The sequence below is a fragment of the Ruegeria sp. HKCCD6426 genome, from assembly GCF_057221115.1.
In genome coordinates this window covers 769,059-789,378 of the sequence record NZ_JBWVBF010000001.1, presented here as the reverse complement: position 1 = coordinate 789,378, position 20,320 = coordinate 769,059, and the positions used below count along the sequence as shown (strand labels likewise).

Annotated in this window: 21 protein-coding genes; 6 read left to right on the top strand and 15 right to left on the bottom strand. The window is 54.0% G+C overall.

Annotation, left to right across the window (positions count from 1 at the left end):
* Positions 1-21: 21 nt before the first annotated feature.
* The 5 genes from AC2TDA_RS03970 to AC2TDA_RS03950 all read right to left on the bottom strand — a co-directional run bounded on the left by AC2TDA_RS03970 (position 22) and on the right by AC2TDA_RS03950 (position 3,435).
* Positions 22-693, bottom strand: coding sequence for an NAD-dependent epimerase/dehydratase family protein (locus tag AC2TDA_RS03970; RefSeq protein WP_480846826.1), 672 nt, complete (start codon positions 691-693; stop codon positions 22-24).
* Positions 683-1,162 (bottom strand): SRPBCC domain-containing protein, encoded by a 480-nt coding sequence (locus AC2TDA_RS03965; RefSeq protein ID WP_480846825.1) that lies wholly within the window; start codon positions 1,160-1,162, stop codon positions 683-685. The genes AC2TDA_RS03970 and AC2TDA_RS03965 overlap by 11 nt, the downstream gene beginning before the upstream one ends.
* 22 nt (positions 1,163-1,184) lie before the next feature.
* A complete protein-coding gene (locus tag AC2TDA_RS03960) occupies positions 1,185-1,631 on the bottom strand; it encodes a hypothetical protein (RefSeq protein ID WP_480846824.1) in 447 nt (148 codons plus the stop codon).
* Between the two features lie 66 nt (positions 1,632-1,697).
* Positions 1,698-2,501 carry an SDR family NAD(P)-dependent oxidoreductase gene (locus AC2TDA_RS03955; protein WP_480846823.1) on the bottom strand — a complete coding sequence of 268 codons (804 nt, stop codon included), beginning with the start codon at positions 2,499-2,501 and terminating at the stop codon, positions 1,698-1,700.
* A 52-nt stretch (positions 2,502-2,553) separates the two neighbouring features.
* Positions 2,554-3,435, bottom strand: coding sequence for an oxidoreductase (locus tag AC2TDA_RS03950; protein WP_480846822.1), 882 nt, complete (start codon positions 3,433-3,435; stop codon positions 2,554-2,556).
* A gap of 69 nt (positions 3,436-3,504) precedes the next feature.
* Between AC2TDA_RS03950 and AC2TDA_RS03945 the strand changes: the two genes are divergently transcribed.
* A complete protein-coding gene (locus tag AC2TDA_RS03945; RefSeq protein WP_480846821.1) occupies positions 3,505-4,077 on the top strand; it encodes a TetR/AcrR family transcriptional regulator in 573 nt (190 codons plus the stop codon).
* A 275-nt stretch (positions 4,078-4,352) separates the two neighbouring features.
* Here AC2TDA_RS03945 and AC2TDA_RS03940 read toward each other — a convergent pair whose 3' ends face one another.
* From AC2TDA_RS03940 to AC2TDA_RS03915, 6 genes are all read right to left on the bottom strand, one after another.
* On the bottom strand, positions 4,353-4,646 hold the full coding sequence (locus AC2TDA_RS03940) for a PepSY domain-containing protein (RefSeq protein ID WP_480846819.1): 294 nt from the start codon (positions 4,644-4,646) through the stop codon (positions 4,353-4,355).
* A gap of 14 nt (positions 4,647-4,660) precedes the next feature.
* Complete coding sequence (locus tag AC2TDA_RS03935; RefSeq protein WP_480896847.1) at positions 4,661-5,269, bottom strand: protein-methionine-sulfoxide reductase heme-binding subunit MsrQ; 609 nt, start codon at positions 5,267-5,269, stop codon at positions 4,661-4,663.
* Between the two features lie 117 nt (positions 5,270-5,386).
* Positions 5,387-5,929, bottom strand: coding sequence for a luciferase domain-containing protein (locus AC2TDA_RS03930; RefSeq protein ID WP_480846818.1), 543 nt, complete (start codon positions 5,927-5,929; stop codon positions 5,387-5,389).
* A 24-nt stretch (positions 5,930-5,953) separates the two neighbouring features.
* Complete coding sequence (locus AC2TDA_RS03925; protein WP_480846816.1) at positions 5,954-6,445, bottom strand: nuclear transport factor 2 family protein; 492 nt, start codon at positions 6,443-6,445, stop codon at positions 5,954-5,956.
* 64 nt (positions 6,446-6,509) lie between these two features.
* Complete coding sequence (locus tag AC2TDA_RS03920) at positions 6,510-6,980, bottom strand: ester cyclase (RefSeq protein WP_171188037.1); 471 nt, start codon at positions 6,978-6,980, stop codon at positions 6,510-6,512.
* A 13-nt stretch (positions 6,981-6,993) separates the two neighbouring features.
* Complete coding sequence (locus AC2TDA_RS03915) at positions 6,994-7,320, bottom strand: DUF2218 domain-containing protein (RefSeq protein WP_480846814.1); 327 nt, start codon at positions 7,318-7,320, stop codon at positions 6,994-6,996.
* Positions 7,321-7,415: 95 nt separating this feature from the next.
* Here AC2TDA_RS03915 and AC2TDA_RS03910 point away from each other — a divergent pair, with 95 nt between their 5' ends.
* Positions 7,416-8,300 carry a LysR family transcriptional regulator gene (locus AC2TDA_RS03910; RefSeq protein WP_480896846.1) on the top strand — a complete coding sequence of 295 codons (885 nt, stop codon included), beginning with the start codon at positions 7,416-7,418 and terminating at the stop codon, positions 8,298-8,300.
* A 274-nt stretch (positions 8,301-8,574) separates the two neighbouring features.
* Here AC2TDA_RS03910 and AC2TDA_RS03905 read toward each other — a convergent pair whose 3' ends face one another.
* The gene (locus AC2TDA_RS03905) at positions 8,575-9,516 is read right to left on the bottom strand and encodes a LysR family transcriptional regulator (protein WP_480846811.1); all 942 of its coding nucleotides are present in this window, start codon (positions 9,514-9,516) and stop codon (positions 8,575-8,577) included.
* Positions 9,517-9,630: 114 nt separating this feature from the next.
* Between AC2TDA_RS03905 and AC2TDA_RS03900 the strand changes: the two genes are divergently transcribed.
* Both AC2TDA_RS03900 and AC2TDA_RS03895 read left to right on the top strand, forming a co-directional pair.
* The gene (locus AC2TDA_RS03900) at positions 9,631-11,205 is read left to right on the top strand and encodes an arylsulfatase (protein ID WP_480691749.1); all 1,575 of its coding nucleotides are present in this window, start codon (positions 9,631-9,633) and stop codon (positions 11,203-11,205) included.
* A 328-nt stretch (positions 11,206-11,533) separates the two neighbouring features.
* Positions 11,534-12,265 (top strand): NAD-dependent epimerase/dehydratase family protein, encoded by a 732-nt coding sequence (locus tag AC2TDA_RS03895; protein ID WP_480846809.1) that lies wholly within the window; start codon positions 11,534-11,536, stop codon positions 12,263-12,265.
* A 248-nt stretch (positions 12,266-12,513) separates the two neighbouring features.
* Here the strand turns inward: AC2TDA_RS03895 and AC2TDA_RS03890 are convergent, their stop codons facing one another.
* A complete protein-coding gene (locus AC2TDA_RS03890; protein ID WP_170519255.1) occupies positions 12,514-14,067 on the bottom strand; it encodes a trimethylamine methyltransferase family protein in 1,554 nt (517 codons plus the stop codon).
* The gene (locus tag AC2TDA_RS03885) at positions 14,064-16,490 is read right to left on the bottom strand and encodes a GcvT family protein (RefSeq protein WP_480846808.1); all 2,427 of its coding nucleotides are present in this window, start codon (positions 16,488-16,490) and stop codon (positions 14,064-14,066) included. Before AC2TDA_RS03885 ends, AC2TDA_RS03890 begins: the two co-directional genes overlap by 4 nt.
* Positions 16,491-16,603: 113 nt before the next feature.
* On the opposite strand from AC2TDA_RS03885, the gene AC2TDA_RS03880 reads away from it, so the two are divergent.
* Positions 16,604-17,539: a LysR family transcriptional regulator gene (locus AC2TDA_RS03880; RefSeq protein WP_170519261.1), complete on the top strand. Its 936-nt coding sequence runs from the start codon at positions 16,604-16,606 to the stop codon at positions 17,537-17,539.
* 216 nt (positions 17,540-17,755) lie between these two features.
* Here the strand turns inward: AC2TDA_RS03880 and AC2TDA_RS03875 are convergent, their stop codons facing one another.
* Complete coding sequence (locus AC2TDA_RS03875; protein WP_480846806.1) at positions 17,756-18,664, bottom strand: alpha/beta hydrolase; 909 nt, start codon at positions 18,662-18,664, stop codon at positions 17,756-17,758.
* Positions 18,665-19,145: 481 nt separating this feature from the next.
* On the opposite strand from AC2TDA_RS03875, the gene AC2TDA_RS03870 reads away from it, so the two are divergent.
* Positions 19,146-20,267, top strand: a complete 1,122-nt coding sequence (locus AC2TDA_RS03870; protein ID WP_480846805.1) for a linear amide C-N hydrolase — start codon at positions 19,146-19,148, stop codon at positions 20,265-20,267.
* Positions 20,268-20,320: the final 53 nt, after the last annotated feature.

Sequence of the window (20,320 nt, the reverse complement as noted above, 5' to 3'; positions counted from 1 at the left end):
CAAGGTCCAGAAATTCGCTATTCACCCCAATAAAGCTCGCATTTCACTGTTTTCCAGGAGAGCGGAAGACCTAGCGTTGTTGATGGCCGTTCTAACCATAGCTTGTGCTAGTTCATCGGATGTCACGCCGATAGACGGAGCTAGGCTTTGAAGCGGTGCAAACAGATAGTCTACCGGTTTCCATCTTCTTCGTTCCGATGGGGCGATGTAGCCGGGGCGAAAGGCAAATTTGCGTTTGATATGGGAGGCGAAAAAAACAGTCTCAGCTTCACCTTTGACTTTCAAAGCAAACGACATGCCACCCCCGTCGGCTCGCGCACCTTGGGCCGAGAACAGGCAGAATGTTGCTTCCGGCGTTGTTTCCTCACAAGCCCGTACAAGGTTGATCAGCCAATCGACGGTGATCTCGGAATAAGCCTCCCTACTGACGCGGGCTGAGTAGGTTGCCAGACAATGAAACACCGTGTCGATACTGGTCAGATACTGGGTATATGAGTCTGAGTTCCCGAAATCCGTAAAGCTGACTTCGGTCAGCTTGGCGTGATTGCGACCCGAATATCTCCGCCCAAGAGAAACAACCTCTGTTACGCTCTCCTCCTCCAGCAATGCAGCCAGAACAGATGACCCGACCATGCCGGTTGCCCCTGTAAGCAGAACGCGCCCGAGAGCTCTTACGGTGGGATCATCCGACATTGTCGCGTCGCTCCGCTTCCGCCTTCAGGCCGCGATTAAATGCCTGGTAGCCCTCCAGATACAATTTCGCCAACCGTCCACCCATCAGGAAAGTCATGCCGCCGATGATCTCGTCCGATTGCACGAACCGGGTCTTTCCATCTGCGGCGGCCTCGACCTTGAAATGGTGGTTATCGCGGATGCCGCCGGGTCCTCTTTCAGCCCAGTAGAACTCGTGGCCGTCTACCACAGTGATCGTGTGATCAATCCGTGTGAGCTTGTCCTTGTTGGGGTCCAGCTGGAAGGCAACATTGATGCTTTCACCGTCCGCGATCTGGCCCTCGATTCCCACAAGGAACGCAGCCCAGGAGCTGTAGTTGGCAGTATCGGTCAGAACCGCCCAAACGGCTTCGGGCGCCGTGTTGATGATGATGTCGGTGTGGATTTTATGATGAGAGAAGCTGACCTTCTCAGTTCTACCAGTTTCCATGATCTTCCCTTTTTTGATCGGTTCAAGCCTCTAGAGGCGCGGCGCGGAGCGCCGTCTCAACGGTGATCCGCCCGAACCGGTCGCGCATGCGCTGCGACCGGAAGAGGTAGATAGAAATGAGAGTGTAGTTGATGCACTCCACCACGAAGTTGCGGTAGCGATCTGGGTTTTGCAGCATGTCGAAGGTTTGGACCGCGCACATCGTGCCAAGTGCTGTGAACATCACAAGCATTGCGATGGGCGTGTAGCGCCAACGCAAAGTGTAACCGGCAAGGAACGTGGCCCCCGACACAGTGATCAAAACCCAATGAAGGGTCTGCATGCCAATTGGGAATGTCTCGTTTTGTAGGGGCATCAGCGGGGCAAATCCTGCGAAGTACTCCAGAAAGCCTAAGAGACCCCAGCTGAGCATGATCAGGGCAGCGAGGATCAACAACAAACTGAAGATGCGTGAAAGTGTTTTTTGCATGATCTACCGTCCCGGAGACTCGGCTCCCAAATGATTGATGTGACTTGGGAGATTACCTGGCAGGGCCTAAGCCCCGGCCGCCGACCTCTCTAGAAAATTGCGGATATCGTATTCGATGTCGCCTTCGTATCGCGGGGCGTAGGTGTCATAGGCGCGCGCGAGTTTTCCATAGCGGTCATCAATGCGAACCCTGTTGTAGGCATGGCTGACCGCGAAAAATTCACCGGCTTTTAGCTGATTAAGCACTCGCCTCACAAACTGGTCCGTCGGCATGCCGAGGCCTTGGCTCATCTCGGAAACCACCAATCCGGGCATGATCAGGGCCACATCCATGAAGTCCGGCGTCTCTTCGGCCAGAAGTTCCGTGATGGCTAAAAGGGCATGCTTGGACGAGACATAGGCATGTGAGGAAGGTACGGCCGTGAAGACACTGTTTTCGGAGCCGAGGTTATAGATCGCGCAGGGTGTTCCGCGGTCGAGCATTCTGCGCCCAAAGACCTGAATTCCATTGAGCGTTCCGAATATGTTGATCTCATAGATACGCCGGAACAGATCCAGATCCATGTCGATCAGCGGCGTGGGGTCCTGGCCAATGCCAGCGTTGTTGATGAGCACATCAACTGGACCAAACTCAGCCTCTGCAAAGTCTGCCAACGCTTCTACTTGGTCGCGTTCCGCGACATCACAGGCTGTTCCCGCCGCGTTGATCCCATTGGCTTTCAGTTCAACCACTGCCTCCTGAACGCGGTCCAATCGGCGACCGCAGATGACGACCTTTGCGCCTTCCTGCCCCATCTGGAGGGCGAGTTCTTTTCCAATCCCCGAGGCGGAGCCGGTGATGACAACGGTCTTGCTTTCGAAATCTTGCATGATCTTTCCTTTTGGGAGGTCTGCACTGTCGCTTCTGGAATGGATGGCGGGGTCAGATTTTGAAGGATTGGCCGGTAAGCTCTTCGGACAGGGTCCATAGCCGGATAGCAATCTCGATATTCGCGGTTATCGGATCGCGGGTGGCCACGCCGACCTCCCCGCTCATTTCCTGGGGGCCGGTGGGGCCGTAGTAATCGCCTCCTTGAACATCCGTGGACAGGGCGGCGTACAGGGTGGGTTTCGCGGCTTCTTCTGGAGAATGTAGGAATTGTTCAACTTGTGCCTTCATCTGCGCGAGCTGATCCGAGGCAACGTTATGGAACAGACCGGACTCAGAACCGCCGGGATGGACGGACAGTGCTTTTTGCCTACGCCCAGAAGCCCGTAGGCGACGGTTTAGCTCGTCCCCAAACAAAAGGTTCGCGAGTTTCGACTGACCATAAGCAATGCCGCCATCCTGGCCACAGGTCAGATCATCAAACTGGATGGTGGCACCCTTGTGCCCGAGGCTTGAAAGCGCGACGATCCGGGATGCCGGATCGTCAGGCACAAGGTCGATCAGCAGCGCCGTCAAAAGAAAATGACCGAGGTGATTGGTCGCGAATTGCAGTTCGATCCCCTCACCATTCGTCTCAGCGGTGTAAAGCAGGATGCCCGCATTGTTGATAAGCACGTCGAGCTTCGCATAGCGCGCGCGGAACGCCTCGGCAAAGCTTCTGACGGAGGCAAAATCGCCCAGGTTTAGCGGCATCACATCAAGCGATGCTGACGGCACGCGTGCCAGCACGTCGTCCCGAGCGGTTTTTGCTTTTTCGAGATTGCGGCAGGCCATCACTACATGGATCCCGGCCTGGGCCATGCCGATTGTTGTTTCAAATCCGATGCCATTGTTGGCTCCGGTGACAATGGCAATTTTTTGGGAAATGGTGGTCATGAATGGCTCCACAAAGTTTACATTTGATGACTGATTGTAAATATTGACAGTCATCCACGTAATGTCAATATGCCCTTTATGAAAAATCGCGACGCCCACATCCTCGACGCAGCAGTCCGTCTCTTTCTTCGTTTTGGGGTTAAGCGGACAAGCATGAACGATATTGCGGAAGAAGCAGGGTTATCGCGACAGACGCTCTACAAGGCATTCGCCAATAAAGACGCAGTTTTACAGGCCACGATCCGATCAATGGCGGACAAGGTTGTCGTAGACATTGAGGCCGGGCTAATGAATGCAACGGGACTCAGTGCGCAATTGGATGTGATCTTCCAGCACACAGTGATTGAGCACTACGATGTCCTTCAATCCTCGCCGAATGCCGAAGACATCATTGCGGGCGTAACCGCTTCTTCGCAGGAGGAGCTTGAAGCAGGTGCTCAACGGAACACTGAGATTATTGCCCGAATTTTAGAGCCTTTCTCGGATGACCTTAGGGCTGCGGATTTGTCGGTGGCCCAATATGCAGACTTTATCCAACGCACTGCGACGGCGGCAAAATACACGGCGAAAAACAGAAAACACTTGGTGCAACTGCTCGATGCACTCCGCGTCTCTGTGCTGAAGGTAGTCAACGCGAATTAGTTCAAAGAATGTCCAATGTGGAATTCGATGCCCGCCGCGGCATCGGGCAAAATAGACCCGTGGTCGACCGTCGCTACCTCTCGCATAATTGGCTGGAGGCAGCCCAAAGCCGACGTTAGGAAGGTTTGTGAAGTGTGCCGAGGACAAACTCACCGATACCAAAAATTTTATCGCAAACGCATCTAAATCGAGGCGTACGAGATTAACGATTATGCCAACCCGTAGCAAAAAGGTGGTATCTGAGCGCTCGGGTCACCAAGGTTTGCCCAATGACTTCAGTTTTCTGCCCGATAGAGAATTGTGCCTCTCTGGTTGATCAGGCGCACTTCTCCAGTGGAAGGGTGGAAATAAGCTTCAACACGTTTGCCGTCTGGCATGCTTCCATAAACTTCCCAACAACCACCATCCTGTTTCATGCGGTTCACGGTCCAACCGTCCGCAGTGATCTTCTCGGTCAGTTGCACTTCAGTCAGCCAGTTTTCAGCTTCCACCGGCTCACACTGATACATGCCAGTAGCCTGAACCGTTGTCGGAAGTGCAATCGATATGGCCAGAATCCACGTCTTCATTTGCTGTCCTTTCGTTAAGCAGCGCGTGCGCGTCTGCGACTGAGGTTTTTCCAGATTCTGAACGCTTCGAGTCCAGCCAAGGGCACAAAGTGCACAAGTGCAGGTCCAAGGTTGTTGTGGACGAAAATCCAGTGCAGCAGCGTCGCAACTGCCGCCACATAGACCCAGCGTTGGAGCGATTTCCAAGCCGGGCCTAACCTTCGGACGGACCAGTCATTGGAGGTCACTGCAAGTGGTATAAATACGAAGAAAGCGAGCCAGCCGGTCCAAATCCCCAGAGCCAATGCCTCTCCAAGAATGGCCCGAACACTACCCATATCAAACAGATAGAGAACGGTATGGAACGCCGCATAGGCAAACGCACCCACTCCAAAATACCGGCGTCGTTTCATCATCCATTTCCAGAATCTAGAGGCCGGAAACAGCATACGCATCGGCGTGAGTATCATTGCGACGATCAGAAAACGGGCTGAGAATTCACCAGTCGGATGCAGGAGCAGCTCGGTAACAGGTTCACCTTCTCTTCCAGGTTGACCAGATATCAGGGCAAGAACCATCGGAACTGAAGGCAGCGCGATAAGACCCCAAACAAAGTAACGAGAGTTTAATACTTGCCTAAGCACTGAGAACCTCATTGTTGGAGCGTCCACGTTCTAGTTTGAACGTGTCAATAACAGTGTTCCGTCGAAAATTCGCGCGGCTAGATTCTTCACTTCAGATTGTAGGGACAGAGGGTCAATTCAGTTTGATGATAAGCCCAGGCCCGTCACAAACTCGTATGATGCCTGGACCAGATCAAAAACCACTTCCAATTCGTCCGTGTTCATCGGCGTGAAGATCATGACAAAGCCGCCCCAACCTGGTCTTTGATCTGCCCAGGGATGGCTGACGGCCCATCCTTTTTCGGCTGCCATCTTAGCGAGCGCCGGTGACAGGGACGCATGAAGGCTGCCGTCGGGATGTATGTGGGCAAACTCGCGACCGCCGACGATGACGTCCGGTCGGGCCAGCTTTGTATCTTCAGTGATCCAAAAGCCCAACGCTCCTGGCAAGGACACGACCGTTTGCCTGATCTCAACACCAGGCAATTCCGACACCTTTCCTAGGAGGGCTTCGGATAACTCGGGGACTGGCTTTACGCCAATCTGAACATGCGGGACGCCGTCCGTTGTCCGCGGAATTGGTGTCTCACGCATTGGCAAGTTCGTGATGTCGGCCAGTGCGTGGGAAGCCCCGAAGGTGCAAACAAGGGAAGCTGTCCAAATCAGGCGGTGAACTTCCATGATCCAATCTCCTTTTGACAAGCTTTATCCATGATAGGCTTGGCTGACCGCGAAACTGTCTTCGAACCAATGCCACAAGACGACTTGCCCGTCGCGAACCTTGGCGCGAAGCGCGAAGGAAAACTCGCCGATGTCCTTGCCGGACTTTGTCGTTTTCCCGTTCATCTTACCGAAAACCGCGACAGTGTCGCCGGACGCGAAAGCGTCGGTATTTTCCCACATTGTGGTTTCAAAGTTTGACGAGAATACACTGAGAAACTCAAAAATCGCCTCTTTTCCCTCGGCGCCGCCTACCCAAGGCAATGTAGTGTCACCTTCGTTGTGCCATACCATGTCATCGGCCATAAGGTTGGCCATGCTCTCCATGTCGCCGCTACCCATAGCGCCCATGAATGCCATCACGGTATCAAAACTTGACTGCGTGTCCGCATCACCATCAGCGGCATTCACCTGATTGCCCAGGGTGGCTGCCAAAGCAGAGAGCCCCAGAACCTTCAAAGCATTTCTACGTTCCATGTCCATTTTCCCTTCAAGACGTCCTGTCCAATTGCTCAGAACCGGAGCTCAATTGATTGTCAGACTATCGACCCGCGAGTTGTTGCAGCGCACCCGCCCAGTCTTCGACGTGGTAAGAGCGAATGATCTTGCCGTCGTTCAATTCGTGGATATCGATTGTCATGATGTCGAAGCTCCGGCCCTCACCGTCGACACCAAACATTGGTCCAACAGGCGTACCGGTGGCGCGGCTGCGGACGGTCACGAAATCCCCGGCCTGATGCATGGCTTGTACAGACCATTCAAGATCCGGAATCAGTTTCCCGAAACCTCCGATTTGGCCTAGGAAGGCTTCGCTGGACTTGCTGGACCCTGAATAGTCGCCGATGCTTTCCCAATTTTCAGAGACTGACGCCTCAAAGGCTGCCACGTGATCTTGTGACGTTGGATTGCTAAGCAAATCATAGAATTTTTGCACGGTCGCGGTGTCGTCCGCCATTGCTCCACCTGCAACTGAAACGAATGCGGCCGAAAGCGCTAGGTTTTTGATCGTCATGTGATGCTCCAATTTAAGGATGAGGGGTGAATTCACTCGTGGTGTCGGGCTGCGTTCCCGCGGTGTGGATCCATTCCAATTCCGGGTTTTCACGGAATGCGAAACGTTCGAGATGATTGGTGACTACTTGAACCACCCGTTCTAGGTTCGCCTGAGAACTTGCACTGACCAACACGTGCGGACCCGAAGCATCTTGGTTGAGGTCACATCGACCAAATGGGAATTTCACCCAGCCGGTATCCTCGTCGCAACATGCTTCAACCTTACGACCGAAATGGTGACACAAGGCCGCAATATACCGTCCGCCCCGTTGAGTAAAAAATGTCGCGTGCAGTTGCATCGGTTTGCTCCGTCTGACTTGCACATAAAATATTTTCGCCGCACTGTTATGAAAATTGTCTAAATTCCGATAAGATAGTTCTGTTTGGCCGAACAATGATTGAGCATCTTAGACATATGGCTATCTTCGCCCGCGTCGTGGATGAGGGCTCGTTTCGCGCGGCAGCAAAAAGTATTGGCCTGGCGCCGTCACGCATCAGCGAAACGGTAACGGAACTTGAGAACTTTCTGGGCGCTACGTTACTCTATCGCACAACACGCAAGATCGCGCTGACCAATGAAGGCCGAGTGTTCTATGCCCGTGTGGTCGACATGATCCGAAGCGCAGAAACCGGTTTGAATGAGTTGAACGCGCTGTCGCTTGAACCTGTTGGTGCGCTTCGGGTCTCTGTACCGGCTTTCATGTCGTCGTCAGAGCTTTTGACCACAATGGGTGAGTTTGCAAGACAGCACCCGCATGTGGCGTTGTCTCTTTCATTTACCGATCATCCAGTGGATCTTATCGATGACGGGTTTGACTTGAATATTCGAGTGGGTTGGCTCGAAGACAGCTCGATGATGTCTCGAAAACTGGGTGAAATTGACCGTTCTCTAGTCTCTGGCGCTGATTACGCGGCTTCTCGACCAGAACCAAAGCACCCCGATGATTTAGAGAACTGGGATTGGATCAGTTATGCTCAGCGGTCTGACACCATTGAGTTCATCGCTCAAAACGGAAAGATCGCGAAAGTAGCAGGTAACGCTCAGGTTCAAGTCGACAATGTCGATGCGTTGCACCATCTGACGCAACAGAACCTTGGTGTTACTGTGTTGCCTCAATATCTGGCCGAACGCGGCCTGAGATCAGGGAACTTTGTAAGACTTCTGCCCGACTGGCAACTCCGCCCGCTTGGGATTTTTGCAGTATGGCCAGATCAGTCGCGGCGCGAGAACCTGACTGTGCACTTTGTACGTTTTCTGGCGGAGAACCATCAGAATTGAGCTTTGTATTTGGCCGGTAAATCCACGATAGAAGTGCAGCCAGTACTTCTGGTAGACTGTGTCAATTGGAACTGACAGCCCAAACCGGACATTCCAAACTAGACTTTGCAAATCCCGAGATGCGGGACTTTGCTGCCGTCGGTCAATTGCATTCAAAAAGCTACTCTCGGTACCTAAGCGGAACTTCGGCAATTCTACCGGGCCTAAGAAAACGACCTACGTTTGGGCCAGAAAATGCTTCAGTTACAGGTCTCCCTGTGCCTCCCGCCACCGATCACGCCCGATACTTGGCAAGTTCATTCCAAACCAATTCAACCGCGGCAGACGTGTTCTGCGACTTGCGCGCTGCACAAATGTTCCATGTAAGGTTCTGTTTCATCGACACGGGTTTTGCGGTCTTCGCACGGGTCAGCTCTGCGAATGTGTCCGGCATCCCTCCAACGATAAATTCAGGCTCTGCCAGCAGTCCAGTCAGAAGGTTGTAGTCGTCGCATTCGATATGCGGCTGCGCATTGACCTTTTCGACAGCCTCGGCACCGCCACCAAGTGCTTTTGTCAAAGCGGCTTTCCAATGTTTGTGGAGATGGGGTGATGCAAAGGGAAAATCGAATATGCCTGCCATGGTTTGCGGGCCGCGCTGGTGAATCTCATGATCTCGATGAGCAACAAACTGGATGGGTTGTTTCTCCATCACCATGATCTCGACATCTTCGGCTTCAGGTGTGTAGGTCAGATCGCCAAGGAACACGTCGAATTCCCCTGCCTGCAATAAGTCGAGCGGACGTGCATAGGCACTCACCAGAATTCGGAAGCGCAGGTCAGGCATTGCCCTTCGTACGGCGCGCAAGACTGGCAGGATCAAAGTTCTTGTGGTTAACGGCCCGCAACCAATCAGCAAAGTACCCGGCCCGGTTTCACGCAAACCGGCCACACGGGTCGTATAGCGGTTCAGGTCTTCGCGCAGCGCCTGAGCGATTGGCAAAAACTCCTGCCCCGCGCGTGTCAACGTGCTGCTGTTTCGGCTGCGATGGAACAAAACAAGTCCCGTGTGTTCTTCAGCCTGCCCGACATAGCGGGACAAGGACGCGTTGGATACACCCATCGCACGAGCGGCGTTTTGGAAGCTACCGGTTTCAGCCAATGTGAGAAAGGCGGTCAAAGCGTTTTCGTTCATCATACGGTCTAATTGTTTCAGGATTTGTGTTTTAGTTTTCACAATATGAAATCATGGTAAAGCTCTGTTGCGACAAGAAACTCTCAATCGCTATCCCTGATGGACCCTTCGATATTCCCACCATCGATATCGTCTTCCACGTCCACAGAGGTAATAATGTTCATTCTTCGATCTATTGCGGTTTCCGCCACGCTGGCCACGGCGACGGTCTCTGCCATGCCGGTTTTGGCCGGAACCGACCAACCCAATATCCTTGTCATCATGGCCGACGATGTCGGCTGGGCCAGTCTGGGCAGCTATCATCAGGGCGTGAAAAGCATCAAAACCCCCAATCTTGATCAACTGGCTGCCGACGGTATGCGTTTGACGGATTATTATGCTCAGCCAAGCTGTACTGCTGGACGGTCAGCCTTTATCACCGGACAATTGCCAGTTCGTACCGGAATGCACACAGTCGGCCTGCCCGGAGACCCTGAAAAAGGTCTGAACGAAAATGACCCGACTTTGGCCATCATGCTAAAATCTCTGGGCTACACGACCGGTCAATTCGGCAAGAACCATCTGGGGGATATGAATAAATTCCTGCCGACGGTGAAGGGTTTTGATGAATATTGGGGTTGGCTCTACCATCTGAACGCGATGGAATACACATCCGACCCGGACTGGCCGAAAGATCAGAAATTCAACGACACATTTGGCCCTCGGAACATCATTCACGCGTACGCCACGGATACAGTCGATGAAACTGTGGACCCACGCTGGGGTCTGGTTGGCAAGCAACGCATCATCGACGATGGTCCGGCTCCGCCTGAGCGGCAAAAGACGCTGGACGACGAGGTGACAGCCCACACGCTGGACTTCATCTACCGCGCAGTCGACAGCGATACGCCTTTCTTTGTCTGGATGGCACCGGCGCGCGCGCATGTCTGGACCCATCTGAGCCCCGAATACGAGGCCATGCTGGGCGACGGGCGCGGCTTGCAGGATGTCGTGATGAAAGAGCTGGATGACAACGTCGGCAAAGTCATGGCGCGATTGGAGGAATTGGGTGTCTCGGACAACACGATTGTTGTCTTTACGTCCGATAACGGCCCCGAAACCATGACCTGGCCCGATGGTGGAACAACACCGTTCCATGGCGAAAAGGGCACAACCTGGGAAGGCGGTTTCCGCGTCCCGGCCATCATTCGCTGGCCCGGAAAAGTCCCCGCCGGAACCGTGAGTAACGGTATTTTTGCCGGTCTTGACTGGATGCCCACCCTTGTTGCCGCCGCCGGAGGGCCGGGCGATCTGCCGGACTCCTTGCTGCAAGGCTATGAAGGCTATCAGGTGCATCTCGATGGATATAACCAACTGTCTTTCCTGACCGGTGAGGGCGAGAGCAGCCGGGACGAGATCATCTACTACGAAGGACCGGACCTGCAAGCTGTACGCCATGGTGACTGGAAAGCACATTTCACGATCCAATCCGAAGGCTGGGCTGGCCCCAAGGAGGAACTGAACGCACCCCTGCTGTTCAACCTGCGTCGCGATCCTTACGAAAAAGCGGCCGAGGAATCCGGGATGTATACCCGCTGGATGGGCAACAAGATGTGGGCATTTGGGCCGGCGGCCAAAATCGTTCAAAACCACCTTTCTACGTTCAAGGACTATCCTCCACGGGGTTCGGACGTCACCAACCAAGGTCATGTTGAAGAACAAATCTCGACCGAAGGCGGGATGTCACAGTAGAAATCAACTCACGGGAGGCACCAATCCTTGCCTCCCGATCCTAACAAGAACTCGCGAGGAACACCTTCTGACGAAGGTTCGCTTGTGCACCAAGACTGTCATTTGGATCCAGCGCAGCATTGGTAAGATTGGGCTCGCAGTCGACCTTCGCTGGTTCCCGTGCCTATGTCTGGAGGCAGCCCGAAGCGGACCTTCAAAATCCGACTTTGCAATTCTCGCTATGCGGACTTTGCTGCCGAAGGACAAAGTTAACTGAAGGTTCGCTTTCCTTTGGCTCGTGATCTCTTTAGAACTTTCCGCCGAGGCGTAGCGTTTGCGGGGAAACAAATTGCGGAAGATTTTGGTAACAGGCTCCTCCGGTCGGATCGGTCAGGCATTTTTTGCCGCGTATCAGGAGCGCTATGAGTTTGCGCTGACTGATATGAAGGAACCCACGCAACCCGTTTCGGGTCCGCATCGCTTTGTGCAATCCGATCTTTCTGATGTAAATGCCGCTGACGCATTGTGCCAAGGCGTGGATGCGGTTGTGCATCTTGCTGGCGTGCCAGACCCAGACGCTGAATTTGACGATGTGCTGCCCGCCAATATCTTGGCGACAACTTACTTGATTGAAGCAGCTCGTAAAGCAAAGGTCAGTCGCTTTGTCTTCGCCAGCAGTGCGCAAACTATAGAAGGATACCCTGTAGACCGGCAAATCGTGCCGGGGATGGCAATCGCTCCGGCCAATCTCTACGGTGTCTCCAAGTGTTATGGGGAAGCACTGTGTTCACTCTATGCGACACGACACGGTATGTCCTGTGTCTCATTGCGAATAGGGGCGTTCGAGCGTGCTGACGGCCCACCGCTTGAAACCAAGCGCGATCTCAGCGCGTGGCTTAGTCATCGGGATGCAACTCACCTTATTAATCGCGCCATCCAAGCTGAGATCAAAGGGAGTTTCATTGCACATGGCATCTCCAACAATCGATTTAAGCGACTTGATTTGACTGAAACCTGCAATGTTCTGGGATACGCGCCGCAGGACGATGCTTTCTCAACCTTCCCGATACCCTCTGCCTAAAGCTGACGCCCGTCGGCAGCGCGGAAATGGTCGAAAAGGGCTCAAAGTGGCCGTTCTTTGTGGTGTGCGTATTGGCTGGTCGCAGCCTGGAGCAGACATTCAAAACTAGACTTTGCAAATCCCGAGAAGCGGACAAAGCACCAGTTCGCTGCATGCGAACCAATGTCTCCTAAGTGCACATTGCGTCCGAATTCTCAGCTAAATACCACGCTGCAAGTTTTTAAGTGGATGCGATCTAACTGACTGAGTTACTGCATATGCTGCGGAGATAGATGAATCTGGTATCGGGACCGGATCAGGTCATCTGTCGCGCGATCAATATGCGACGGGAAATGCTGACTCAGGAGCCGCCGAGCCTGCTCACGGGCGCGCGTTTGCATGTCAGTCTTACCCGCCTCGGCCCACGCGTCGGGGCTCTCACGGTCGCTGAGGGATGGATAGAAGTAATCGCGCTGCATCGCTGCCAGGGTTTGATCACCTCCCAGAAAGTGGCCTTCTGTGCGAATGGAATGTTCGATGGCCTCCAGGTTCAAGGTGTCACCATTGACCTCGACGCCGCGCACGATGCGTTGAACCGAGCCGAGGATATCGTTGTCGATTACAAATCCCTCAAATGACACCCCCAAAAGACTGCCAAACATACCGGCGGATTCATAGATCAGGTTTCCACCGGCCAGTCCTGCTGCCAGCGTTGTCAGACCCTTCTCATATCCAGCCTGCGCGTCGGGCAGTTTGGAATCCGTCATAGATGCCGCCACCCCGGAAATCAGACCAAGTGAATTCGTCAGCTGAGCAGAGCAAGCATTCAGGATGGCCATTTCTGCGCTACCACCGGCGAATGCGCCTGTCCGTAAGTCGACGACGAATGGCCAATTGGAGAAGATGACAGGATGCCCAGGCTTCAACAAGTCAATCAAGACCAGTGCGGCAAGGGTTTCAGCAAGCGATTGTGCCAACATCCCCGCCAACGGCGCTGGTGCCGTCGCACCGGATTGGGCGGCGATGATCGTGTTGACGGGCATGTTGTGGCGCAGTGCTGCTTCGGCCACGTCAACGGCGTCTTCACCGTAGCGCATGGGAGAGATAATCGGCGAGATATGTGCCTTGCAAAATGGGCGCTTCTGAAAGGCTTCGGGCTCGCCCAAAATCATATCGAAGAGTTCGATGCAGGCGTCTACATGACTGCCAAAGCTGAAACTGTTGCCGATGGGCTTTGTCGTGCCACTTGCGATGGCGTAAGCCGTGTTGACATCCAGATCAAAGATGTCGGGCACATCCGTGGCCACGCAACAGCGGGTGAACCAGCAGATATTGTCCAACTGGTCCGCCAGTCTGGCAAAGTCATAGAGGTCGCGTAGGGTAGAAGGGCGATACGTACTTGTATCCAGGTCAAGCGTTTGCACGGCTGCACCGCCGGTGCCAAAGCGGACATCCTGTTTCTTGACCTCGAAATCATGTCTTGGATCTTGGCCAAACAAGGTTAGGGATTTCGGCGTCGAATCAATGATGTCTTCGAGGAAACCCCGCGAGTAGAGCACACGACCCTCGGTATCGATTTCGCATCCACGCTCTTTTGCCAGCTTCTTGATTTGCTCAGGCACGTCGCCGATGCCGACAGTGCTCAGCAAGGTAAAAGCGGCGTCGACGATCTGGGCACACTGCGTGTCGGTCAGGGGGCGGTATTGACCGCCGGGCAAACCGGAAGGGGCTGGATTTGGAACCTCATCGCCCGGATTCTGGCGCGATGCCACACGCGCAGCACGACCTCCGGCTCGGGTGCGGCGTTTGGGAGTTTCCGTCATGCGACACCTCTGGGCAGAGTGTTTTCAGGATCAAACTGGCACTGTGGAAGAACCGTGGCTCGGGTGGCTTCACCCATCAGCAGAACCTCCAGTTCCTTGCCGATTTCGGCATGGTTCGGATTAACATACGCCATGGCAAGGTTCTTCCCCGTCCGATAACCCCAGGCCGCTGATGTTATGGAGCCGACCGATCTGCCATTCACAAATACACCCTCGCCCGGTTGGGCGGAGCCCACGTTGCTATGGAGTTCCAACATAACCCGTTCTTTACGGTTCCCGGCTTCGATTTGCGCCTGAAGTCCCGGTTTTCCAGGGAATTCCTTGCTCATATCCACGAAACGATGCAGCCCAGCTTCAATCGGATTGAATTCGGTGATGAAATCACCTTTCCAGTGGCCATAGCCTTTTTCCAAACGCATCGAGTCAATTGCAAACATACCAAAATGCGCGAGGCCAAACGCTTCGCCTGCCTTAGTCAGGACGTCGTAGGCGGCATAGAGCTGACTGTTGGGTATATGCAGTTCGAATGCCTGCTCACCTGAATAGCTAATGGCGATGGCCAATGCCTCGACATGGCCGATAAAGACACGTTGCGCGGTGAGCCAGGGAAAGTCGGATTGCCCCCATTTTGTACGAGGTGAAACCGCCTTCAGCAGATCACGAGTCTTTGGGCCGGCAATAATCATCATCGTGTGAGTGTTGGTGCGGCTTTCGATGCGAATATCCGACCCTTTCGGCAGACGCTCGTTCAGCCAGTCCATATCGTGGTATTCCGCTGTCGCGGCAGAGCCGTAGAAGATGCTTCCATCCGGCATTGGCACAATTGTCGCTTCGCCTGAGATGTTGCCATTTGGCGTCAGGAAGTAACACAGATTAGCCTTGCCTGCTTTGTCCGACACCTTTGAACACGTCAGGCTGCTGAGCCATTCCAACGTTCCGCTGCCGGTTATGCGGTAATGGTTGAAACCCGAAAGCTCAGCCAGTCCGACACCAGAACGAAGGGCTTCAATCTCGGCTCCAACAACATCGTGCCAATTCTGGAAAGCGTAGCCATGTGTTGGCTCGAATTCGGCATCTGGTTTGTAGAATTCCGTGCGCTCCCAGCCATTGACCACCCCAAATTCCGCGCCTTTGGCTTTGAGCACCGGATAGAGCGGCGATGCTTTTGCGGGACGTCCAGCTGGGCGATGCTCATGAGGCAGGTGCCAGCGGAACTCGTTCTGGTAATCCTCGATGGATTTTAATGCTGTGTATTCGGTGTTGGCAAAACTGGTGATCCGACGTGGGTCAAGCTGCCATGTGTCCCATTCGGTTTCGCCATGTACGATCATCTGTGCGATCATTTTGCCATAACCGCCGCCTTCGCCGATGCCCACGCGCAACCCGATCATGGACCAGCAGTTGCGCAGGCCTGGTTGTTTGCCCACCAGTGGCCCCGCATCCGATGCATAGGTAATCGGCCCGTTCACCACCGATTTGATGCCGACCTCTTTCATACAGGGAAGACGCTCAAAGATTGGCTCCATCTTTGGCAAAAGGCGGTCCAGATCATCCGGGCAAAGTGCGTTGACGAAATCCGGATCGATCCCGTCCATGCCAAACGTCTTGCAGTCATGTTCGTAGATGCCGACCAAAAGTCCCTTCTTTTCCTGTCGCATGTAGAAGGTGTCGCGGGGGCAGCGTACCATGGGCACGCGGGTTTCCCGTTCAACAAGCTCCGGAATGTCTTCGGTTAAGAAATACATGTGTTCCATCGCTATGACAGGGTATTCGATGCCCATCAGCGCGCCGACTTCATTGGCACGATAACCAGCCGCGACCACGATATGCTCGGCGGTGATTGTGCCCTGGCCGGTTGTGACCAGCCATTCGCCATTGGGCAGTTGTTTCAACGCTGTGACGGGCGTGTGCCGGTGGATTTTGGCCCCGGCTTTGCGTGACCGCGCGGCCAATGCCTGACATAGCTGCGCGGGATCGATATCACCGTCCTTTTTGTCCCACATCGCGGCCAACACCCCATCGGTGTTCAAAAGAGGGTTGCGCCGCTTGGCCTCCGCGGCATCCAGAAGATCAAAGTCAATTCCCAAGCCTTTCGCCACTGACATGATATGATGCACCTCATCCAAGTGGGTGGGATTGGTCAGCAAACGCATACCGCCGGTGGCATGGTGGTAATTGATCGGATAAGCCGGATCATCGGCCAGTTCTTTATAGAGTTTGATCGTGTAGTCCCGCAGCAGAAGCAGCAGTTGATTGAATGCCACGCTTGGGCATTGCGCCGCCGAATGCCAGGTGGTTCCGCTGGTCAGTTCGTTGCGTTCCAGCAAGACAGCATCGCTCCAACCTTCCTGACAGAGATGGTAGAGCGCGGATAATCCACCAACGCCGCCACCGACGACAACCACGCGCGCATGGTCCTGCATGAGCCACCTCCAAGACTTCCAAACTACTAAAACCAAGTATCGGTCGAATTATATCTTTTGAAAAACAGAAAATATGAAATACTAAATTCATATTTAGTGAATTAGGAACAGCCATGGATACCAGCCTGAAAGCCTTGCGATACTTCATGGCAGCCGCAAACAGTGGCAGCATTACCGATGCATCCAAGCAGATGAATGTCGTACCATCCGCTGTGCTGGCAGCGGTCAACCAGGTGGAAGAGGCCTTTGGATTGCAGTTGACAGTGCGGCATCGCTCAAAAGGGATTGCCCCCACATCGACTGGGAAACTTCTCATGGCCCGCATCCAACATCTACTGGATGAATATGAAGCGCTTATGAGCCAGGGCGCAGAGATGCGAACACAATTGATCGGAACCCTGCGCGTCGGGTACTACGCCCCCGTTGCCCCAGCCTTTCTGCCTACCATCGCGCGTGACCTTCTAACTGATAACCTGCGCGTCGACATCAAGTTCATCGAATGCGACACCCAGAGAGCGCAAGCTGGGCTGCTGTCCGGTGAATTTGATGTGATCCTTTGTGTTGCTGAAAGTGGGGCCCTTGGGGTGATCTATGAGACCCTGATTGAGGTGCCTCCATATCTTCTTGTTCCGGAGCAGCATGCGTTTGCATCCAGAACCGGCGTTTCCTTGTCCGATCTGAACAACGAACCCATGGTACTTCTCGATCTGCCTGTGATCAGCGACTATTACAGCCGGTTGTTTGAAGCAGCCGATGTCGCTCCACATGTCGCCTGCACAGCGACAACACTCGAAATGGTACGCAGTTTGGTTGGTACAGGGGTTGGGTGTTCACTGCTGCATATGCGCCCCAAAACGCATGAGACTTATGCAGGGCAAAAAGTCGTGGAAGTACCATTGGACCCACCTGCTGACCCATTGAAAATTGTTCTGGGATACCTGCCGGACAATCCACGCCGTGTTGTGAAATATTTCATTGAAAGCCTGAGAGACTTGTTTTCGAAGGAGGGAGCTAACCGTTTTCTGGTAACTCCACCTGCCGATAGATGACTTTCAGAATGGCGGCTATTGCCGCTTCTTGCTAATTCGCGCGCAACGCAGCATCGGTAGAAATGGGCTCTATGCCGCCGTACTCTGCGGTTTTCATGATTGGCTAGTCGCAGCCCCAAAGAAGACATTCAAACGTAGACTTTGCAAATTCCTAGATGCCGACGAAGTTGCGTCTCGTCTTTCATAGACAGCGCCTCTGAATGACATTGCCTGACGTCATTGCCCGGTGCCAATGACACGTTCGAGGAACTCGGTAATCCGTCCTTCCACAGACATGCTCACTGCATCGCCGCCCAAACTGGCTGCGCCAGCAGGATAGAAATGGCCAAAGCCCGGCACCCAGGCGAACTCATGCTCCACACCGACTTCTTCGTAGTGAGCGACAAGGAGGGGAACTGAAGACAACGCGCCCGGCAGATCATACTGCCCTATGAACATGAGGATCGGCGGTCTGTCTGACGAAGCTGTAACCGCCTTGTTCACGTCAAACCCGGCGTCAGTTCCGGACAGGAGAAAGACACCAGAGACAGGAACCCCCATGCCATGCGCAACATTCCAAGACGTCACTGCGCCTGCGGAAAACCCGCCAAGCACAATACGGTTCGGGTCGATACTGTAAGTGGCAGCGGATTCCCGGATATGCAGCACCGCTTTGCGCAAGTCTTCGGCAGCTGAGATCACGCCATCAACCATTGTCTTCTCTTGTTCGGGGATGCTGAAATCAAGCGGCGGCAGGTCCATAGTCCCCCGAATATGGTTGGCTTGGGGCAATAGAGGCAACAGACTGTCGGGCGCGATCCAATCTGCTTGATACCCTTCCCCTGACGGCACAGGCCCTTCGGGTGTCAGCCGATAGTCGATTGCAAAGCACGTATAGCCCCGCGCGGCAAACCGACGGCAATAATTGCCCATCGAGGTATCCTGAGCACCACCCGATTGAAACGTAAGCCGCGGACTGCCGCGATGGAATGCGCCGCCAAAGGTGAGGACTACAGCGGGTCGCGGCGTGGTTGTGGCTTCGGTCGGATGATAGATGTCCATCCACAAGTCGCGCGAAACCTTCTTACCCTCTTTCGTCACGACCCCCTGTCCATAAACCACGCCTGCTTCCAGCGAATAGGTCACTGGAACTACCTCTTGCGCATCAAGCGGTGAAGCAATCAGTGAATATAAGAGGAAACCAACTGCCAGAGCACCCCGGTTGAATTTGCTAAACCTACGCAATTTGGAACCTCGCTAAAGTGTTGAGACAAGTTTTCTTTGGAAGAGATCATGCAATTGCTACGCGACGGACTTTGAGCGTAACCGCTCGGCTGGAGAAAACTCAACCTTTGTGTGATGGGTGAATTTGTCGTCCGCCGTAAGATTGCAAAGTTTGCCTTTTGCACTTCCGCTCTGGGCTCGTGTTACATTTCTCTGCGACTTGCATGATGGGCTGGTGGCAGCCCAAGACGGACATTCAGGGTCGGACTTTGCAAAGCCCGAGCGACGGAACAGGCGGTCTCTCTCGCCTATTTGAAGATCATGCAAACTTCATCCAACTTGAGAACCGGTGTGGTAGCTTGGTCGAGTGAGTTCATGAGACCAGTCCAATTGGAGAACGACCATGCGTCAAATTTATATTTTTCGGACACTGCCAAAAGCAGCCATAGCCTTTGTAGCTTCTGTATCGATGGCATGGGGATGTACAGGCATCATGTTGACGGGGCAGGATGGAAGCATCGTTCGCGCTAGGACCGCCGAATGGGGGCCGTTCGATCTTGAGACAAAGATCAACATTATTCCCCGAGGTTTCACGTATTCCGCAGGCGAAATGCCAGATGGGCAAGACGGAGCAAACTGGACGGGCCGTTTTGGGATGGTCGGTATCAGCATGTTGGATCATGGGGCTCCCGCAGATGGGATCAACGAAGCTGGACTGACCGCCGGACTGTTTTATCTGCCCGGATTTACTGAGTATCAGGAGTACGATCCTGACCTTGCCGACAACACGATTCCCGGCGATCTGCTCGCTAGCTATGTTCTTTCCCAGTTTGAGACGGTTGAAGAGGCTGCCACCGGGTTGGCGGATGTCCGTGTCGTCGGGGTTGTGGATGAGACACTCGGATTTCCCTTCCCATTTCATATGTTGGTTGCTGACCGGTTCGGCGGAAGGATCGTTGTTGAGTACATTGATGGCGAACTGACGATTTTCGATGCTCCGCTTGGGGTGATCACTAATTCGCCAAACTACGATTGGCACATGACCAACCTAAACAATTACGTAAACCTATCGGCCCTCGGGCTTCCGGAAGTTGAGGCAAGCGGCGTGACCTTCGCGCCCCTTGGCGCCGGGAGCGGCATGATAGGGCTGCCAGGCGACTTCACACCCCCATCCCGGTTTGTCCGCGCAGTCGCCTTTTCCCAGACGGCGCGGGAGACGCAAGGTGGCTATGACACCGTACGCGAGGCGTTCCGCATTTTGGATAACTTCAATATCCCTGCCGATGCCGCGGAAGGTGCTCAAGACGATGTGCAATCGGACGATCTGCTGTACAGCGCAACACAGATCACGACCGCTGCGGACTCCCTGAACCTCGTCTACTACTATCACACGATGTACGACCGAACGGTGCACATGGTCGATATGAAGCAGATTGACTTCGGAGCAATGGGAGACGAGATGATCGTCTTTGAAACCAGCGGTGATCGCGAACCCACTTTGGTCGATGTGACCCCAACGAATTGACACAATACTACGCGGGCCGTGGCGGTATCAACGCTGGCTGCGGCCCAATACAA

What these genes read in the sequence shown, in the direction of transcription:
- AC2TDA_RS03960 (WP_480846824.1), bottom strand. Translation starts at nt 1,631, where the DNA reads ATGCAAAAAACACTTTCACGCATCTTCAGTTTGTTGTTGATCCTCGCT.
- AC2TDA_RS03945 (WP_480846821.1), top strand. Translation starts at nt 3,505, where the DNA reads ATGCCCTTTATGAAAAATCGCGACGCCCACATCCTCGACGCAGCAGTC.
- AC2TDA_RS03940 (WP_480846819.1), bottom strand. Translation starts at nt 4,646, where the DNA reads ATGAAGACGTGGATTCTGGCCATATCGATTGCACTTCCGACAACGGTT.
- AC2TDA_RS03925 (WP_480846816.1), bottom strand. Translation starts at nt 6,445, where the DNA reads ATGGAACGTAGAAATGCTTTGAAGGTTCTGGGGCTCTCTGCTTTGGCA.
- AC2TDA_RS03915 (WP_480846814.1), bottom strand. Translation starts at nt 7,320, where the DNA reads ATGCAACTGCACGCGACATTTTTTACTCAACGGGGCGGACGGTATATT.
- AC2TDA_RS03870 (WP_480846805.1), top strand. Translation starts at nt 19,146, where the DNA reads ATGCGTCAAATTTATATTTTTCGGACACTGCCAAAAGCAGCCATAGCC.
- AC2TDA_RS03930 (WP_480846818.1), bottom strand. Translation starts at nt 5,929, where the DNA reads ATGGAAGTTCACCGCCTGATTTGGACAGCTTCCCTTGTTTGCACCTTC.
- AC2TDA_RS03900 (WP_480691749.1), top strand. Translation starts at nt 9,631, where the DNA reads ATGTTCATTCTTCGATCTATTGCGGTTTCCGCCACGCTGGCCACGGCG.
- AC2TDA_RS03880 (WP_170519261.1), top strand. Translation starts at nt 16,604, where the DNA reads ATGGATACCAGCCTGAAAGCCTTGCGATACTTCATGGCAGCCGCAAAC.
- AC2TDA_RS03920 (WP_171188037.1), bottom strand. Translation starts at nt 6,980, where the DNA reads ATGACGATCAAAAACCTAGCGCTTTCGGCCGCATTCGTTTCAGTTGCA.
- AC2TDA_RS03885 (WP_480846808.1), bottom strand. Translation starts at nt 16,490, where the DNA reads ATGCAGGACCATGCGCGCGTGGTTGTCGTCGGTGGCGGCGTTGGTGGA.
- AC2TDA_RS03970 (WP_480846826.1), bottom strand. Translation starts at nt 693, where the DNA reads ATGTCGGATGATCCCACCGTAAGAGCTCTCGGGCGCGTTCTGCTTACA.
- AC2TDA_RS03950 (WP_480846822.1), bottom strand. Translation starts at nt 3,435, where the DNA reads ATGACCACCATTTCCCAAAAAATTGCCATTGTCACCGGAGCCAACAAT.
- AC2TDA_RS03955 (WP_480846823.1), bottom strand. Translation starts at nt 2,501, where the DNA reads ATGCAAGATTTCGAAAGCAAGACCGTTGTCATCACCGGCTCCGCCTCG.
- AC2TDA_RS03890 (WP_170519255.1), bottom strand. Translation starts at nt 14,067, where the DNA reads ATGACGGAAACTCCCAAACGCCGCACCCGAGCCGGAGGTCGTGCTGCG.
- AC2TDA_RS03965 (WP_480846825.1), bottom strand. Translation starts at nt 1,162, where the DNA reads ATGGAAACTGGTAGAACTGAGAAGGTCAGCTTCTCTCATCATAAAATC.
- AC2TDA_RS03910 (WP_480896846.1), top strand. Translation starts at nt 7,416, where the DNA reads ATGATTGAGCATCTTAGACATATGGCTATCTTCGCCCGCGTCGTGGAT.